The 15,408-nt window shown below is 68.1% G+C and carries 17 protein-coding genes; 9 read left to right on the forward strand and 8 right to left on the reverse strand.

The window, feature by feature from the left end; translation table 11 throughout:
* Positions 1 to 3 precede the first annotated feature (3 nt).
* Positions 4 to 1,128, forward strand: coding sequence for a succinyl-diaminopimelate desuccinylase (dapE, locus tag E6A26_RS02105; protein ID WP_407695350.1), 1,125 nt, complete (start codon positions 4 to 6; stop codon positions 1,126 to 1,128).
* Between the two features lie 1,041 nt (positions 1,129 to 2,169).
* Here dapE and E6A26_RS02110 read toward each other — a convergent pair.
* The 4 genes from E6A26_RS02110 to E6A26_RS02125 form a co-directional block, all read right to left on the reverse strand.
* The gene (locus E6A26_RS02110) at positions 2,170 to 3,045 is read right to left on the reverse strand and encodes an amino acid ABC transporter permease (RefSeq protein ID WP_136609547.1); all 876 of its coding nucleotides are present in this window, start codon (positions 3,043 to 3,045) and stop codon (positions 2,170 to 2,172) included.
* Positions 3,042 to 3,689 (reverse strand): amino acid ABC transporter permease, encoded by a 648-nt coding sequence (locus E6A26_RS02115; RefSeq protein WP_136609548.1) that lies wholly within the window; start codon positions 3,687 to 3,689, stop codon positions 3,042 to 3,044. The genes E6A26_RS02110 and E6A26_RS02115 overlap by 4 nt, the downstream gene beginning before the upstream one ends.
* A gap of 69 nt (positions 3,690 to 3,758) precedes the next feature.
* On the reverse strand, positions 3,759 to 4,661 hold the full coding sequence (locus E6A26_RS02120; protein WP_136609549.1) for a glutamate ABC transporter substrate-binding protein: 903 nt from the start codon (positions 4,659 to 4,661) through the stop codon (positions 3,759 to 3,761).
* Between the two features lie 58 nt (positions 4,662 to 4,719).
* On the reverse strand, positions 4,720 to 5,475 hold the full coding sequence (locus E6A26_RS02125) for an amino acid ABC transporter ATP-binding protein (protein WP_136609550.1): 756 nt from the start codon (positions 5,473 to 5,475) through the stop codon (positions 4,720 to 4,722).
* Positions 5,476 to 5,569: 94 nt separating this feature from the next.
* Between E6A26_RS02125 and E6A26_RS02130 the strand changes: the two genes are divergently transcribed.
* The 4 genes from E6A26_RS02130 to E6A26_RS02145 all read left to right on the forward strand — a co-directional run bounded on the left by E6A26_RS02130 (position 5,570) and on the right by E6A26_RS02145 (position 8,455).
* Positions 5,570 to 6,433 (forward strand): LOG family protein, encoded by an 864-nt coding sequence (locus tag E6A26_RS02130; protein WP_136609551.1) that lies wholly within the window; start codon positions 5,570 to 5,572, stop codon positions 6,431 to 6,433.
* Positions 6,430 to 6,876 carry a DivIVA domain-containing protein gene (locus E6A26_RS02135; protein WP_136609552.1) on the forward strand — a complete coding sequence of 149 codons (447 nt, stop codon included), beginning with the start codon at positions 6,430 to 6,432 and terminating at the stop codon, positions 6,874 to 6,876. The genes E6A26_RS02130 and E6A26_RS02135 overlap by 4 nt, the downstream gene beginning before the upstream one ends.
* Positions 6,877 to 6,947: 71 nt before the next feature.
* A complete protein-coding gene (locus E6A26_RS02140; protein ID WP_136609781.1) occupies positions 6,948 to 8,141 on the forward strand; it encodes a hypothetical protein in 1,194 nt (397 codons plus the stop codon).
* Between the two features lie 146 nt (positions 8,142 to 8,287).
* Positions 8,288 to 8,455: a DUF3117 domain-containing protein gene (locus E6A26_RS02145; RefSeq protein WP_136609553.1), complete on the forward strand. Its 168-nt coding sequence runs from the start codon at positions 8,288 to 8,290 to the stop codon at positions 8,453 to 8,455.
* 91 nt (positions 8,456 to 8,546) lie between these two features.
* On the opposite strand, the gene E6A26_RS02150 is transcribed toward E6A26_RS02145, so the two are convergent.
* Positions 8,547 to 9,176 carry an O-methyltransferase gene (locus E6A26_RS02150; protein ID WP_136609554.1) on the reverse strand — a complete coding sequence of 210 codons (630 nt, stop codon included), beginning with the start codon at positions 9,174 to 9,176 and terminating at the stop codon, positions 8,547 to 8,549.
* 198 nt (positions 9,177 to 9,374) lie between these two features.
* On the opposite strand from E6A26_RS02150, the gene sigE reads away from it, so the two are divergent.
* The 3 genes from sigE to E6A26_RS02165 are packed head-to-tail and all read left to right on the forward strand — an operon-like array spanning position 9,375 to position 11,219.
* Positions 9,375 to 9,992: an RNA polymerase sigma factor SigE gene (gene sigE / locus E6A26_RS02155; protein WP_407695356.1), complete on the forward strand. Its 618-nt coding sequence runs from the start codon at positions 9,375 to 9,377 to the stop codon at positions 9,990 to 9,992.
* A gap of 8 nt (positions 9,993 to 10,000) precedes the next feature.
* The gene (locus E6A26_RS02160; RefSeq protein WP_136609555.1) at positions 10,001 to 10,750 is read left to right on the forward strand and encodes an anti-sigma factor; all 750 of its coding nucleotides are present in this window, start codon (positions 10,001 to 10,003) and stop codon (positions 10,748 to 10,750) included.
* Positions 10,751 to 10,808: 58 nt separating this feature from the next.
* Positions 10,809 to 11,219, forward strand: a complete 411-nt coding sequence (locus E6A26_RS02165) for a twin-arginine translocase TatA/TatE family subunit (protein WP_136609556.1) — start codon at positions 10,809 to 10,811, stop codon at positions 11,217 to 11,219.
* Between the two features lie 111 nt (positions 11,220 to 11,330).
* Here E6A26_RS02165 and E6A26_RS02170 read toward each other — a convergent pair whose 3' ends face one another.
* Genes E6A26_RS02170 through E6A26_RS02180 form a run of 3 tightly spaced genes read right to left on the reverse strand, consistent with a single transcriptional unit; the run spans position 11,331 to position 14,354 of the window.
* The gene (locus E6A26_RS02170; RefSeq protein WP_136609557.1) at positions 11,331 to 12,452 is read right to left on the reverse strand and encodes an Mrp/NBP35 family ATP-binding protein; all 1,122 of its coding nucleotides are present in this window, start codon (positions 12,450 to 12,452) and stop codon (positions 11,331 to 11,333) included.
* Complete coding sequence (locus E6A26_RS02175; RefSeq protein WP_234864913.1) at positions 12,449 to 13,081, reverse strand: DUF1003 domain-containing protein; 633 nt, start codon at positions 13,079 to 13,081, stop codon at positions 12,449 to 12,451. Before E6A26_RS02175 ends, E6A26_RS02170 begins: the two co-directional genes overlap by 4 nt.
* A complete protein-coding gene (locus E6A26_RS02180) occupies positions 13,074 to 14,354 on the reverse strand; it encodes a magnesium transporter MgtE N-terminal domain-containing protein (RefSeq protein ID WP_136609559.1) in 1,281 nt (426 codons plus the stop codon). The genes E6A26_RS02175 and E6A26_RS02180 overlap by 8 nt, the downstream gene beginning before the upstream one ends.
* Positions 14,355 to 14,441: 87 nt before the next feature.
* Here E6A26_RS02180 and E6A26_RS02185 point away from each other — a divergent pair, with 87 nt between their 5' ends.
* Positions 14,442 to 15,407: a general stress protein gene (locus E6A26_RS02185; RefSeq protein WP_234864915.1), complete on the forward strand. Its 966-nt coding sequence runs from the start codon at positions 14,442 to 14,444 to the stop codon at positions 15,405 to 15,407.
* The last annotated feature ends 1 nt before the right edge of the window (position 15,408 follow it).

Genomic DNA, 15,408 nt, shown 5'->3' on the forward strand with positions numbered 1-15,408 from the left:
GAGGTGACTTCCGTGACGCTCGACATTGCCCAGGACGTGGCACTCCTCACCGCCGATCTGCTCGACATCCCGAGCGTCTCGGGTGCGGAGCAGGCCATCGCGGACGCCGTCGAGTCGGCGCTCCGAGCGCTGCCGGGCCTGGCCGTCTTCCGCGACGGCGACGCCGTCGTGGCCCGCTCCGAGCTCGGCCTCGCCGAACGCGTGATCCTCGCGGGGCACTTGGACACGGTCCCGCTGCCCACCACGGCCGGCGCGCGCGGCACGGTGCCCTCGTCCTGGGACGGCGAACCAGGGGAGGGGACGCTGTGGGGCCGCGGCGCGACCGACATGAAGGGCGGCGTCGCCGTCCAGCTCGCGTTGGCCGCCGCGCTCTTCGGAGCGGACGACGGCGCCGCCCTCCCGACGCGAGACGTCACCTTCGTGTTCTACGACCACGAGGAGGTCGAGGCCGAGAAGAGCGGGCTGGGCCGGCTCGCGCGGACGAGCCCGGAACTCCTCGCGGGCGATTTTGCGATCCTGCTCGAGCCGACGGACGGCACGGTCGAGGGCGGCTGCAACGGCACGCTTCGCGTCGAGGCGACCACCGCCGGGGAGGCCGCCCATTCCGCGCGGGCCTGGATGGGGAAGAACGCGATTCACGCGGCTGCCCCGATCCTCGCCCGCCTCGCGGAGTACGAGCCAGCCACCGTCGAGGTGGACGGGCTGCACTACCGAGAGAGCCTCAACGCCGTGAAGATCAACGGCGGCACCGCCGGGAACGTGATCCCGGACCGCTGCACGGTTGAGATCAACTACCGTTTCGCTCCCGACAAGACGCTCGACCAGGCCGACGCCCACGTCCGCGCCCTGCTCGAGGGATTCGACGTCGTGCGCACGGATGGCGCTTCGGGCGCGCGGCCAGGCCTCACCCACCCCGCTGCGGCGGCCTTCGTCGCCGTCGTCGGCCGGGAGCCCAAGCCCAAGTACGGCTGGACCGACGTCGCGCGCTTCAGCGAGCTCGGAGTGCCTGCTGTGAACTTCGGTCCCGGCGATGCTCTGCTCGCCCACAAGGACGACGAGCGCGTGGCAGCGGATGACGTGCGCGAGTGCTTCCGCGCGATGCGCGACTGGCTCACGGGCGCACACTAGCGGAGCGCTCGCAGGGGTTACAGGTCTGCGGCCGGCCCCTTGGCCCTGCCTTTCACCCGGGTCCTTGGCTACGTATCTTCACCTGCAATTCTTAGACACGTCAATCAAAATTTGACATATATGTCATGCATGATTATTGGATTTTCCAATCGATTGACAGACATGGTCATTAAAGTTAACCTTGCCGCATCGGCGAACATTCCGGTCTCGACTCAGGCCGCTTCGACGGTCTCGGTATTTGCCGTGTCGGTTACTACTCAGTTGCGGAGGGATAATGAAAATTCTTCGGCGCGTCGGCTTGATCGGTGCTCTCGCAATCCTGCCCTTGGGAATTGCGGCGGTCCCAGCGAACGCGTATCCAGATGCGTGCTCAACGTGGGTTGACGGAAATAATGCCTACTCAGTCTGCTATTCTGGGACGGGATCGTACCAAGCGATTGCCGTCTGTCAGCAGAGCGTGTGGCAGCAGATGTTTGGCGGCCGGACCTATGAATACGGACCTTGGGTCGCCATTGGGCAGATTTCCCAGGCGACCTGCCCGTATCTCCTGGTCGATTATGCCGGGATAAATTACTCAAATTAGCCGTGTGGATTCGGCGGGTATCTTAGCCAAAGATGCCCGCTAAATTCTGTGGTCCCCGCGCTCAGGCAATGGGCGCTGATGTCGTTGTCCGATCAAGGTCTCGCGCTTCGGGCCCGCGCAGGATTATCCAAAAGGCTAACGCATGGGGATTAAAGCTAGGCAAAGCGGCCTGCCTGAGCAGCGTCCTAGCCAAGGATTTTCTTCCTACACCTCCCTGAAGTCCTACACCTCCCTGACGAGACGTTCTGTCGCGGCATCTTGCCTGGAATGAGTCACGTGGCCAGCGCTCGATGACCCCATCTACTGGCGGAAGCAGCGAACAAATTTCCGCAAAACTGAAGGGCTTGGGCCCGGTCGAAAAACCGGGCCCAAGCCCCACGGCCTAGGATTTCTCCGCTCGGGTGCACCTTTCGGGGACAAGTTCAGAAAGGACGGGCACCCGCACGAGGCGGGCCAGACTAGATCTTGTCCGCGGCACCCTGCGCCGCGCTGAGTGCCGGCGCCCCTCGCCTGGGACCAGCCACGCGTTGGCTGCGGCGGAGCTGGCGCTCCGCGAGCTTCGCGAGGCCGGACAGGATGAGGCACATCCCTACGTACAGCACGCCCGCGACGATCGAGGACGGAATGATCGGCGTCCCGTACTGGACCTGTGAGCCGAAGAACTTCGCCTGGAACAGGATCTCGTTGTACGTCACGATGAAGCCGAGCGCGGTGTCCTTGAGCGTCACGACGAGCTGCGAGATGATTACGGGCAGCATCGAGCGGACCGCCTGCGGGAGCAGAATGCTCGCCATGACCTGTGACTTCCGCAGGCCGATCGCCATGCCGGCCTCGCGCTGCCCCTTCGGGAGCGCTTCGATCCCGGCGCGGAAGACCTCGGCGAGCACGGAGCCGTTGTAGAGGATGAGGGCGACAACAACGGCGGTATACGGTGGCCACTTCACGCCGAGCGCCGGGGGCAGCCCGTAGTACAGCAGCATCATGAGGATCAGGACCGGGATCGCCCGGAACAACTCCGTGAACCAATGGAACGGAGTCGACACCCACGGCCGGTCCGAAAGGCGCCCGACCGCGAGGAACAGGCCGAGCGCGAGGCTGCCCACGGCCGCGACGCCGAACGCCGAGAGTGTGGCGCCAGTGGCCTGGAGCAGCGTCTGCTGGACGCGCGCAAACGTGAAGATCTGCCACTTCGCAGCGCTGAACTGCCCCGTCTCGGCGAAGCGCCACACGACGAACCCGATGATCGCCGCGATCACGACAACGGAGATCACCCCGAAGATACGGTGCCGTGCGCGGGCTTTTGCGCCAGGTGCGTCATAGAGAACCGAGCTCATCGGGCCACCTTCCACTTCTTCTCGAAGTAGCGCTGGAGCTGCGCGAGGATGAGGACGAGGATCACGAAGAAGAACGCGACCCACAGCAGGACGACGAGCGCGGGCTCGCCGCGCTCAGCGAGGTAGGCGCGGATCGCGCCGGCCTCGGTGACCGAGAAGCCCGCGGCGACCGTCGTGTTCTTGAGGAGCGCTATGAGCACGCTGAAGAGCGGAGGGAGCACGGAGCGGAACGCCTGCGGGAGGACGATGAGCGTGAGGGTCTGGGTGAATGGAAGCCCGATCGCGCGTGCGGCCTCCGCCTGCCCCACGGGAACCGTGTTGATGCCGGCCCGCAAGACCTCGGCGACGTAGGTCGCGGTGTAGATGCTCAGGGCCACGATGGCCGACACGGTGAAGTCGATCTCCGGAAGGCCGAGCTTCGGATAGCCGAACGCGAAGAAGAACATCACGAGAGTGAGCGGCGTATTGCGGACCACATTCACGTACAGGGTGCCGAACGTGCGGAGCGCAGGAATCGGGGAGACGCGCATGGCACCGACGAGCGTGCCCAAGATGAGGGAAAAGAACCCGGAGACGAGAAACAGGATGACGGTGTTCCTGAACCCGATGGTGAAGATGTCCAGATTGTTGAGGAGAGTGCCCACTTCAACCTTTTCTTTCGAGGTAAAAGCACGGTGGGCGGGGCGCCGCGCGCTCCGCCCACCGTTCGCCTGTCAGTAGTTGTCGACGGCGGGCTGCTGGACCTTCGTGCCCGACTTGCCGAGCGTCGAATCGTAGATCTTCTGCCAGGTGTCCTTGCCGTTCGTGAACATGTCGTTGATGAACTTCCGCAGCGCGGTGTCACCCTTGGCGAGACCCACACCGTACTTCTCCGTGGTGAACGGCTGGCCGACCACCTTGAGGTTGTCCGGGTCCTGCGCGGCGTAGCCGAGGAGGATGGCCTGGTCGGTCGTCACGGCGTCGACCTGGCCGTTCTTGAGGGCGTCGACGCACTGCGAGTACGTGTCAAAAGGTCGAGTCTGGGTCTGCGGGAAGTTCTTCTGGATGTTCTGCAGCGGGGTGGAACCCGTCGCGGAGCAGACGGTCTTGCCCGCGAGGTCCTTCTCGCTGTTGATCGTGGTGTTGCTCTTCTTCACGAGCAGACCCTGCCCAGTGATGAAGTACGGGCCGGCGAAGTCGACCTGCTTCTTGCGCGAGTCCGTGATCGAGTACGTACCCACGTAGAAGTCGATGTCGCCGTTCTGGATCGCCGACTCACGGTTGGCGGACGGGATCGGCTTGAACTCGATCTTGTCCGCACTGAGGCCGAGGGAGGCCGCGGTCCACTTGGCGATCTCGATGTCGAAGCCGCTGTACTGGCCCGTCGCAGCGTCCATGAAGCCAAGGCCCGGCTGGTCCTGCTTGACGCCGATGCGGACCTTGCCGGCCGACTTGATCTTGTCGAACGTCGGGCTGCCGGTGAGCGAGACGTTGCTCGCGACGGTGTACGGCGCCGAGGCCCCCGTGCCCTCGGACGACGAACTGCCACCTCCAGAGCCCCCGCACGCGCTCAGCGCGAGGGCTAGCACCGCGGTTGCGGCGGTGATGGCGGCCTTCTTGGTGCAGAAGAGTGCCATGTTCAGCATTTCCTTTCTCGTAGGGCTCGAGGCCCTGCCTGGGGAGTCGGTGCTGGGGTCAGTGGGTGAGCAGCTTGGACAGGAAGTCCTTGGCTCGACTGCTCTGCGGGTTCGTGAAGAACGCCTCCGGCGACGCCTGCTCGACAATCTGGCCGTCGGCCATGAAGACCACGCGGTCCGCGGCCTTGCGGGCGAAGCCCATCTCGTGGGTCACGACGATCATCGTCATGCCGTCGCGAGCGAGTTCGACCATGACGTCGAGGACCTCGTTGATCATCTCGGGGTCGAGAGCCGAGGTGGGCTCGTCGAAGAGCATGACCTTGGGCTTCATCGCGAGCGCGCGGGCGATCGCGACGCGCTGCTGCTGGCCGCCCGAGAGCTGGGCCGGCAGCTTGGGTGCCTGCTGGCTGACGCCGACGCGCTCGAGGAGCGCCATGGCGTCCTTCTCCGCGGTCTTCTTGTCGACGCCTTTGACCTTGATCGGGCCGAGGGTCACGTTCTCGAGGATGGTCTTGTGCGCGAAGAGGTTGAACGACTGGAAGACCATGCCGACGTCAGCGCGGAGCCGCGCGAGCTCGGAGCCCTCTTCGGGCAGTTTCCTGCCATCGATGAAGATCTCGCCGGACTCGATCGTCTCGAGGCGGTTGATGGCTCGGCACAGGGTCGACTTGCCCGACCCCGATGGGCCGATGACGACGACGACCTCGCCCTTGCGAACGTCGAGATTGATGTCCTGCAGCACGTGCAGCTGGCCGTAGTGCTTGTTCACGCTCTGGACAGAGACGAGTGAACCCGAGGGTGCTTCGGATGTCATGCCCACCAATGTAACGGAGATTACGCTCCCCGGGCCGGGGGTCGGAGCAGCCTCCGGACAATCGTGATTCAAGCGAGACCGCTAGCCTATGAGCATGACCACGGAATCACCGCGCCGCGACGGTCCTGTCCCCTCCCGGCGGAAGGGCCCGATCGAGCTGCGCCGACGCCAGGCGCTCCAAGGGACTTCGGACCAGCACCTCCTCGACACGCACGGCGCCGGCAGGTTCGTCCACACCGATCCGTGGCGCGTCATGAGGATTCAGAGCGAGTTCGTGGAGGGCTTCGGCGCGCTCGCCGAGCTCGGCCCGGCGATCAGCATCTTCGGCTCTGCCCGCACGAAGCAGGGCAGCGGGTACTACGACATGGGTCTCGCCATCGGAAGGCTCCTGGCCCAGGAGGGCGTCGCGGTCATCACGGGTGGCGGCCCCGGCTCGATGGAGGCGGCAAACCGCGGCGCGGTCGACGGCGCGGGCACGTCCGTGGGGCTCGGCATCGAGCTTCCGTTCGAGACGGGCTTCAACCCGTGGGTCGATTTGGGCATCAACTTCCGCTACTTCTTCGCGCGCAAGACGATGTTCGTCAAGTACGCCCACGGTTTCGTGGTGCTGCCCGGCGGCCTCGGGACGCTCGACGAGCTCTTCGAGGCCATGGTCCTCGTCCAGACGGGGAAGGTCACCTCGTTCCCGATCGTGCTCGTCGGCACGAGCTTCTGGGGCCCCCTCATCGACTGGCTCCGCGAGACGCTCGTCACGGAGGGAATGATCTCCCCGGAAGACATGGACCTCATCCAGGTCACCGATACCGCCGAGGACGCCGTGGACCTCGTGCTCAGTGGGCTTCGGGCCAACACTCAGGACCGGCGCGGGGGGATGTTCGGTTCGGCCGAGGAGGAGGAAGAGGAAGCGGTCGAGGAGCCCGAAGCGGTGTGGTCGCCCGAGAAGGCCGACGGCGAGTGAGCTTCTTCCTCGTCTTCCTCGCCATCGTCGTCGCGGCGGGCCTGGTCTGGGCCGGCCTCGTGGCGTACCGCGGGCGCTCGCTGCCTGAGGCGCTCGACGGCGGCCTCGAGGAGCCCGAACCCGGGCTCCCGCCCGTCTTCCTGCCGGAGCACCCTACGGCGGGGGACGTGGATCGGGTCCGCTTCTCCCTCGGGCTGCGGGGCTACCGGATGGACCAGGTCGACGAGGTGCTCGCGTTGCTCCGCGACCGGATTGCGGCGCAGGACGCCGAGATCTCGCGTCTTCGCACGGCATCGCGGGCCGAGCCCAGCGCACCGGGGAGCTCGGCCCCCGAGGCCGCCGAAGCCGAGGCCGAAGTGCCCAAGACCGAAGCGGCCGAAGCCGAAGTGCCGAGCGCCGAGGCCACCGAAGCCGAGGCCGCTGAGGCCGAGGCGACTGAGTGAGCGGCGGCCTCGACGATCGCGCGGTGACCCGCCCAGCCGGCAAGGCGGCGCCGTCGGGCGTCCATGCAGCGATGCGGACCGGCGCTCTCTGGTTCGCCCGGTGGCTCGGGCAGCGCCCGTGGTGGGTGCAGGTGCTGCTCGTCTTCGGCGTATCCCGCCTCGTCTCGTTCGCGATCTTCGCCGCGGCCGCGCTCCAGCAGGGCACCAACCCGTGGTTCGACCCACAGCCTGACTACTTCAGGTTCCTCCAGATCTGGGATTCGGAGTGGTACGGCCGGATCGTCGTCAACGGGTACCCGCACGTCCTTCCGCGCTCGCCGTCAGGTACGGTCACCGAGAACGCGTGGGCCTTCTACCCCGTTTTCCCGTATCTGGTCCGAGCCCTCTCGACGGTCACGACCCTGCAGTGGCAGCTCGTGGCCCAGATCGTCGCGATGGCCGCGGGCTTCGCTGCCGCCCTCGTGGTGTACCGCCTGTTCCGGCACTTCGCGGGCCACGGCACGTCGATGTGGGGCATGGCGTTCTTCGCGTTCTTCCCGGTATCCGCCGTCCTGCAGGTCCCGTATGCGGAGTCCCTCAGCCTCGTCTTCCTCGCGTGGGCCCTGCTGTGGATCGTCGAGCGCCGGTACCTCCTCGCGATCCCCGTCGTCGCCGTCGCGTCTCTCACCCGTCCGGTCGGGGTGCCGCTCGCGGTGATGCTCGCGGTCCTCTTCGCGGTGCGCTGGCTGGCCCGCCGCCGTCGTCCGCCCGAGCGCGGCGAGCTTCCGCGCCTCGCCGTGCTGACGGTCGCCACGGTCGCGTCGGCCCTCGCCTGGCCTGCCATCGCGTGGGCCGGGACGGGGGTCATGACCGCGTACACCGACACCGAGGCGGTGTGGCGTGGCACGGACCTCATACCGTTCATGCCGTGGTTTGACACAGGCCGATACCTCTTCGGGCCGGTCATCGGGGCGATCGCGCCGTTCGTGCTCGTCGCCGCCGTCGTCCTCTACCTGACGAGCGCGCACGTCAGGCTCATCGGCGTGGAGCTGCGGCTCTGGTGCGCGGCCTACGCGCTCTATCTCCTCGCGTTCCTGTACCCGCAGACGAGCACGTTCCGCCTGATGCTCCCGTTCTTCCCGCTTGCGCTCGCCGGGGCGGCGCTGTCCAGATCGCGCGCCTATCGCGGAGCGGTGCTGGCGATGTTCGTGCTCCTGCAGATCGTGTGGGTCCAATGGCTCTGGGGCTGGACGGAGCTGCCGGGCGGCGGTGACTGGCCGCCGTGATCGGCCAGCTTAGCTACCCCGCGGTATCCCGGCTGATAATGTAAAGGCAAGGACAAGGTGGCGGGTCTTCGCATCATCTCGGTGAGCAAAGGTGCGTCCGACAGCCCGCAGACTCGTGCGGGCACACAACTGGAGGGGATGTTCTGATGGCAGCCATGAAACCGCGTACCGGCGACGGCCCGATGGAGGTCACCAAGGAGGGTCGCAGCCTGATCATGCGGGTTCCCCTCGAAGGTGGCGGTCGCCTCGTGGTCGAGCTCAACGCCGCAGAGGCTGCCGAGCTGAAGGAATGCCTTGTCGGCGTGACCGAATAGCTCCGGTCGGCGCCACAGCGCACGCGGAACAAAGAAGGCCTGCCCGTTGGGGCGGCCTTCTTTTTTTGTCTGCTCGCGTGGAGAGCCCGTCTCAGCGCCGGGAGGCCAGGAAGAGCCCGTCGCCCGTGGGCAGCAGCGCGGTCGAAAGCCTTTCGTCTTCGCGGAGGCGGCGATGCAGATCGCGGAGGCGCACGGTGGCGAGCTCGCGGTGGGCCGGGTTGGCCACGCGATCGCGGTCCAGGGCGTCGTTGATCACGAGCAGGCCGCCCGGCCGCAGGAGCCGCACCGCCTCGTCCGCGTAGGCGGGAGTGCTGGGCTTGTCCGCGTCGATGAACACGAGATCGTACGCGGCGTCATTGAGGCGGGGGAGCACGGCGCCGGCGCGGCCAGGGATGGTCCGGACGCGGCTTGCGAGAATGCCGGCCTCCGAATACGCCTGGCGGGCCGCCTTGAGATGCTCGATGTCGGTGTCGATCGTGGTGAACGTGCACGCGGCGGGAAGCCCGCGCAGAAGGCACACGCCTGAGACCCCGGCGCCCGTGCCCACCTCCACGACCGCCTGGGCCTTCGACGTCGCGGCGAGCACCGTGAGCACGGCGCCGACGCCGGGGGTGACGGGGGAGACGCCAAGCTCGAGGGAGCGCTCGCGCGCGCGGACCACTGCGCGGTCCTCGTCGGCAAGCCCCTCGGCATAAGCCCAGCTGGTGGACTTGTCGGTCATGGTTGTGCAACGCTTTCGGCTCGGGGTGCTCGTCCAGCCTATCGCCTCACGGGCCACGCGCCGCGCTACGCTGTGGGCGGAATGACAGCTAACGTCCAGAATCCCCTGTCAGACTGGGGTTCCGCAGCGGTTGCATGGTGGGCAAGACGCCCGCGGCACAGTGCGGCCGCCGATGCAGTGAAGGTGAGGTGCGTGGACGTGCTTTCGCAACGCGCTGCGGCCACCCAGATCCCAGCTGAGCCGATCCCCGCCGACTGGACCCCCCCGACGTGGGAAGAGGTCGTCGCGCAGCACTCTGCCAAGGTCTACCGACTCGCCTACCGCCTGACGGGCAACCAGCACGACGCCGAAGACCTCACGCAGGAAGTCTTCGTCCGCGTCTTCCGCTCGCTCGACAACTTCAAGCCCGGAACGCTCGACGGCTGGCTCCACCGCATCACGACGAACCTCTTCCTCGATCAGGCCCGCCGCAAGAACCGGATCCGCTTCGACGCGTTCGCCGAGGACGCCGAGTCGCGCATTCCCGGCCGCGAGCCCGGCCCCGAGCGCAGCTACGAGATGAACAACCTCGATCTCGACGTCCAGGCCGCGCTCGAGGAGCTTCCTCCCGACTTCCGCGCCGCCGTCGTCCTCTGTGATCTCGAGGGGCTCTCGTACGACGAGGTCGCGGCAGCCCTCGGAGTCAAGCTCGGCACCGTGCGCTCGCGCATCCACCGCGGACGGACCCTCCTGCGTGAAAAGCTCGCCCACCGCGATCCTCGGAGGGGAGCCGGCAAGCCGCGGCTGTCCCTGCCCCGCGTCGCGGGCCTGCGCTGAGGCGCCCCATGGACGAACGACGGCGGCCGGGCGGTTTCGGAGGCGCCGGGGCCCATTCGCGCGACGCAGCGCACCTCGCCGGGTGCCCCGAGTGCCGTGGTGCCCTCGAGTCCGAACGCCGCTATCTCGCCGCGCTCCGCGGCGCCCCGGTGCCCACAGCCAGCTCGTCTCTCACGCAGCGGCTCGTCGAGCAGACCCGCCAGCTCGCGTTCGAGGCGGAGCTGGCAGAGGCTGAGTCGCCCCGTACCCGCGTGCTCAAGGCAGCCGGCGTCGCGGTGGCCGGGGCGGCAGCCGCCCTCGCCGCGCTCGCGGTCACGGCGTACGCCGTGGCCGGTGATCCGATCCCCGCGGCTCCCACGGCGGCGTGGCCCAGCGCCGTCGGCATCGACGCAGGTGGGCAGACGCTGAGCGCCGCGGACCTGCAGGCCCTCGCGGCGGCGGGATGGAACTGCCCCGAGCTGCGTCGAAACGGTCTTCAGGTCGAGTCAGCACGCGGCTACGTGGTCAACGGCATCCCGACGCTCGTGATCCGGATCGGCGACGGCTCGCATTCGATCTCGCTCCTCGAGCAGCTGCGCCAGGGTGCGGATGGCTCGGGGCCCCAGACCACCGTCCTCGCCTCGGACTTCCCGAATGCGGAGACCGCGGACCTGGTGCGCGGAGCGCCGCAGGCCGGCTCGGCGGGCGCCTCCGAGAGCCCCGTCGACAGGATGACCCGCGGGCTGCACCTGGTGCTGAGCGCGGCGGGCCGCCCCTGACCGCTGAGTCCACGGGAACAAATCGTCCCCGCCAGTCTGCAGAAGGTAGTCTTCGAACGTGCCCGGAATGAACGAGCTCTTCATCCTGCTGGTCATCGCGCTGCTGGTGATCGGCCCCAAGCGGCTGCCCGAATACACGCAGAAGCTGACGAACATCGTCCGGGAACTCCGCCGGATGGCCTCCGGCGCGCGCGATCAGATCAGGGAAGAGACCGGCGTCGACCTCAACGAGGTCGATTGGCGCAAGTATGATCCGCGCCAGTACGACCCTCGGAAGATCATCCGCGACGCCCTCCTCGACGAATCACCAGCCCCGGGGGCCGCGGGCGCTTCGGCCGCGGTAGGCGCGACGGCCGCCGCTGCGGCGGCGTCACCTGACCCGGCGACGGCGCCGGATCCCACGCCCGAGCGCGTTCTCGAGCGCCTCGCGCCCGGCCAGCCCGCGCCGTTCGACGCTGACGCGACCTGACGCGCGCTCACAGGCCTGCTTGATCGGATGAGCCCCGAGCGGCGGTGAGGACCACGAGCGAGGTAGGATCGCCCCGCCTCGCGGCTGTGAACTGCCCCTTCGGCAAACTCGCTAGTTAGGCTGCACGTGGAGCCCCAGGCTCCGGCCCGCGAGACCTCGCGGGGAAGACGCCAGCTGGCTCGCCACGTCCTTGAGCGCAACGGCCGACGGCGACGACGGCTCGCGCAGGACGATCGGCAGCCCCGCATCGCCGCCCTCGCGCAACGCGACGTCGAGCGGGATCCGCCCCAACAGCGGGACGGGCGCGCCGAGGGCTTCGGTGAGGCGCCCTGCGACGCGCTCGCCCCCGCCGCTGCCGAAGACCTCGAGGACGGTTCCGTCGGGCAGGGTCATGCCGGACATGTTCTCGATGACTCCCGCCACGCGCTGCCCGGTCTGCGCCGAGACGGAGCCCGCGCGCTCGGCCACGTCCGCGGCCGCGGCCTGGGGCGTGGTGACGACGACGAGCTGCGCCGTCGGGAGGAGCTGCGACACCGAGATCGCGACGTCGCCGGTGCCCGGGGGCAGATCGAGGAACAGGACGTCGAGGTCGCCGAAGTACACGTCGGTGAGGAACTGCTCGAGCGCCCGGTGCAGCATCGGGCCGCGCCACGCGACCGCCTGGTTGCCCGAGACGAACATGCCGACCGAGATGACCTTCACGCCGTGGGCCACGGGAGGCAGGATCATGTCATCGACGCGGGTGGGGCCTTGCGTGATGCCCAGAAGCCCTGGGACCGAGAAGCCGTGCACGTCCGCGTCGACGATCCCGACCCGCAGCCCGCGCGCCGCGAGCTCACACGCGAGGTTGACCGTGACCGAGGACTTTCCCACGCCGCCCTTGCCGCTCGCCACGGCGTAGACCTTGGTGAGCGAGTCGGGCCGGCTGAACGGGATCCCGCGCTCGGGGCGCAGCTGATCGCGCAGGGCCTGGCGCTGCTCGGGGGTCATGACTTCGAGCTCGACCGAAACGTCGTCAACCCCGGGAACGCGGGACAGCGCGGCCCGGACGTCGGCGTCGATGGTCCCGCGCAGAGGACACCCAGCGATGGTGAGGAGCACGCGCACGGTGACGCGGCCGCCGTCGACCGCTACTCCGGCGAGCATGCCCAACTCGTCGATGGGCCTGCGGAGCTCGGGGTCGATGACGGTCGAAAGGGCGGCCCGGACCGCCGCCTCGTCGGGGGCGGTCACTGCTCGCTGGCCTCGCCTGCGGAATGGGCGCCCTGCTCGGCGGGTTCGAGGGTCGGCTCTTCCTGACTCCGCGCGGCGCGGTCCTTCTTGTCCTTGCGTCGCTTGCCGGAGTTCCCGGCCGCACCGTTCTGCTCCGAGAGCTCGTCGATGATCGACCGGAGCTCGGCGCGCACCTCGGCCCGGATGAAGTCGCGCGTCGCGACCTCGCGCATCGCGAGCCGGAGGGACGCGAGCTCGCGCGTGAGGTATTCCGTGTCGGCGAGGTTGCGCTCGTTGCGCGAGCGGTCCTGCTCGATCTGCACGCGGTCGCGGTCGTCCTGGCGGTTCTGTGCGAGCAGGATGAGCGGCGCCGCGTACGAGGCCTGCAGGGACAGCAGCAGCGTCAGCAGGGTGAAGTTGAGGGACTTCGGGTCGAACTGGAACTCCTGCGGCGCGAGCGTGTTCCAGCCGAGCCACAGGACACAGAAGAACGTCATGTAGACGAGGAACTGCGGCGTGCCCATGTAGCGCGCGAAGCGTTCCGCGAAGCGCCCGAATGCGTCGCGGTCCGGATTGAACGTGGGCAGCAGCTTCAGACGGGTCTCGAGCGGAGTGTCGAGACCTGACAGCAGCTTGCGGGGTTCAGCCAAAGCTTCCTCCGACCTTCTTGAGCGGGGCACCGTCGTCATGCGCGCGCCAGTCGTCTGGCAGCAGATGGTCGAGCAGGTCGTCCACCGTCACGGCGCCGACGAGCCGACCGTCCGTGTTGACCACGGCGAGCGAGTTGAGGTTGTACTGCGCCATCGAGTGCGCGACGTCGCCGAGCTGGGCAAGGTCCTTCACCGGCTCAAGGCCCTTGTCGACGATCGAGCCGAGCTGCTCCGGGGGAGCGCTGCGCAGGAGCTGCTGAATGTGGACCATGCCGAGGAAGCGGCCGGTCGGCGTCTCGAGCGGAGGGCGGCAGATGAACACGGCTGACGCCAGCGCGGGGCTGAGCTCCTCGCGCCGCACGTGCGCGAGCGCGTCGGCGACCGTTGCCTCGGGCGGCAGGATGACGGGCACAGGAGTCATGATCGAGCCGGCCGTGCCCTCGTCGTATTGGAGGAGGCGCCGCACGTCGTCGGCCTCCTCGGGCTCCATGAGCTGCAGGAGCTCCTCGGCGCGTTCTGCTGGGAGGTCCGCGAGGAGGTCCGCGGCGTCGTCGGGGTCCATCTCCTCGAGGATGTCTGCGGCGCGCTCGTTGTCGAGCGAGGAGAGGATCTCCACCTGATCGTCCTCGGGGAGCTCCTGGAGGACGTCGGCGAGCCGCTCGTCCTGGAGTTCGGAGACGACCTCGAAGCGGCGCTGGCCGCTCATCTCCTGGATCGCGTCCGCGAAATCGGCGGCCTTGAGGTCCTCGTGGCTCGCGAGGAAGTGGGTTGCGGCCCTCGTGCCGCCGCGCGCGTCGAGGCGCACCTCGTCCCAGTCCACGAGGACGGTTCCGCCCCGGCGCAGCCCGCGGAGGCCGCGGCCCGACGTCTCGCGCCGGACGAAGAGCTTGCTCACGAGCCAGTCGCCGTTGCGCTGCTGTTCCATGGCGACGTCCTCGATGGTGCCCTTCGTGCCGTCGTCGAGGATCGTGGTGCCGAGGTCGAAGAGGTCTCCCAGGACGGTCATCTCGGCACCGCGCTGTTCGAAGCGGCGCAGATTGACCAGCCCGGTGGTGATGACCTGGAACTGGTCCATCGAGGTGATGCGAGTCATCGGGACGAAGACGCGGCGTTTGCCGGGAACCTCGACGACGATGCCGATCGCCTGCGGGGCTCTCTGCCCTCTCGCGATCACGACGACGTCACGGAGCCGCCCGACTCGATCGCCGAGCGGGTCGAAGACGTCGAGGCCGAGCAGTCTCGCAACGAACACACGCGTGGGATTGGGACTCACTCTGCCTAGGCTACTCCAGCGCCAAGTTCCTGCTCACTCTGAGCGGAAACACAGTCCGGGGCCGACTTCTCGGGTAAGAATGAAGTCATGTCGAACATGTTCGGTTCTCGCGGCCCCATCGATCAGGCGCGCTCCCTCCCGCAGGGGGAGGTCGTGGGATCGTACACGTCCTATCTCGACGCCCAGAAGGCCGTCGACTATCTCGCCGACCAGCAGTTCCCCGTCGAGCTCGTCGCGATCGTGGGCAATGACCTCAAGCTCGTCGAACGGGTCACGGGTCGGCTGAGCTACCCGCGGGTCGCGCTCAACGGCGCTCTGAGCGGCATGTGGTTCGGCCTCTTCGTCGGCGTCCTGCTGTCGTTCTTCTCCTCGGGCGCCGGGTATTTCTCGATCATCACGTCCGTGCTCATGGGCGCGGCGTTCTTCATGCTCTTCGGAATCGTCACCTACGCGATGCAGCGCGGAAAGCGCGACTTCACGTCCACGAGCCAGGTCGTGCCCACGAGCTATGACGTGGTGGTCGCCTTCGAGGCCTCGGCGGAGGCCCGCCGCCTCCTGCACCAGCTGCCCATGGGGCAGAGCCAGCAGGGTTGGGGCGTGCAGCAGCCGTGGCAGCAGGGGCAGAACCAGCCGGGTCAGCAGGGCCACCCGGGTCAGAACCAGCCCGGCGCACATCAGCCGGAGCAAGGCCAGCCGGGCCAGAACCAGCCCGGTCCGCAGGGTTGGGGCCAGGGCCACAGCCAGTGGGACCAGCCGCAGGAGCCGCAGCGGCCCACGGGCTGGACGGACCCGTACGGCGTCAACGCAGGCCAGGGCCAGCAGGAGCGGCCGGCTCAGCCCGAGCAGCCGGCGCAGCCTCCGAGGACGGGCTCCGGCTACCGCGATCTGCCTGATGGCCGCCCGCAGTACGGCATCCGGATCGAAAAGGATCAGCCCCGGAACGATGAGGCGCAGTCCGGTGAGGACGAGGACGCCCCAGGCCGTGGGCGCCACAGCCAGGAACGCGAGGGCGGCGCCGCCCCCAAGGACGACGGCGCCACCCCCGAGCGCTGAG

It is taken from the genome of Sinomonas albida (assembly GCF_004919045.1).
GTDB lineage: Bacteria > Actinomycetota > Actinomycetes > Actinomycetales > Micrococcaceae > Sinomonas > Sinomonas albida.

Bases quoted from the DNA above. Each gene is read 5' to 3' on its own strand.
- E6A26_RS02120 (WP_136609549.1), bottom strand. From the start codon at position 4,661: ATGGCACTCTTCTGCACCAAGAAGGCCGCCATCACCGCCGCAACCGCG.
- E6A26_RS02140 (WP_136609781.1), top strand. From the start codon at position 6,948: ATGCGGACCGGCGCTCTCTGGTTCGCCCGGTGGCTCGGGCAGCGCCCG.
- E6A26_RS02145 (WP_136609553.1), top strand. From the start codon at position 8,288: ATGGCAGCCATGAAACCGCGTACCGGCGACGGCCCGATGGAGGTCACC.
- E6A26_RS02125 (WP_136609550.1), bottom strand. From the start codon at position 5,475: ATGACATCCGAAGCACCCTCGGGTTCACTCGTCTCTGTCCAGAGCGTG.
- E6A26_RS02110 (WP_136609547.1), bottom strand. From the start codon at position 3,045: ATGAGCTCGGTTCTCTATGACGCACCTGGCGCAAAAGCCCGCGCACGG.
- E6A26_RS02160 (WP_136609555.1), top strand. From the start codon at position 10,001: ATGGACGAACGACGGCGGCCGGGCGGTTTCGGAGGCGCCGGGGCCCAT.
- E6A26_RS02150 (WP_136609554.1), bottom strand. From the start codon at position 9,176: ATGACCGACAAGTCCACCAGCTGGGCTTATGCCGAGGGGCTTGCCGAC.
- E6A26_RS02130 (WP_136609551.1), top strand. From the start codon at position 5,570: ATGACCACGGAATCACCGCGCCGCGACGGTCCTGTCCCCTCCCGGCGG.
- E6A26_RS02185 (WP_234864915.1), top strand. From the start codon at position 14,442: ATGTCGAACATGTTCGGTTCTCGCGGCCCCATCGATCAGGCGCGCTCC.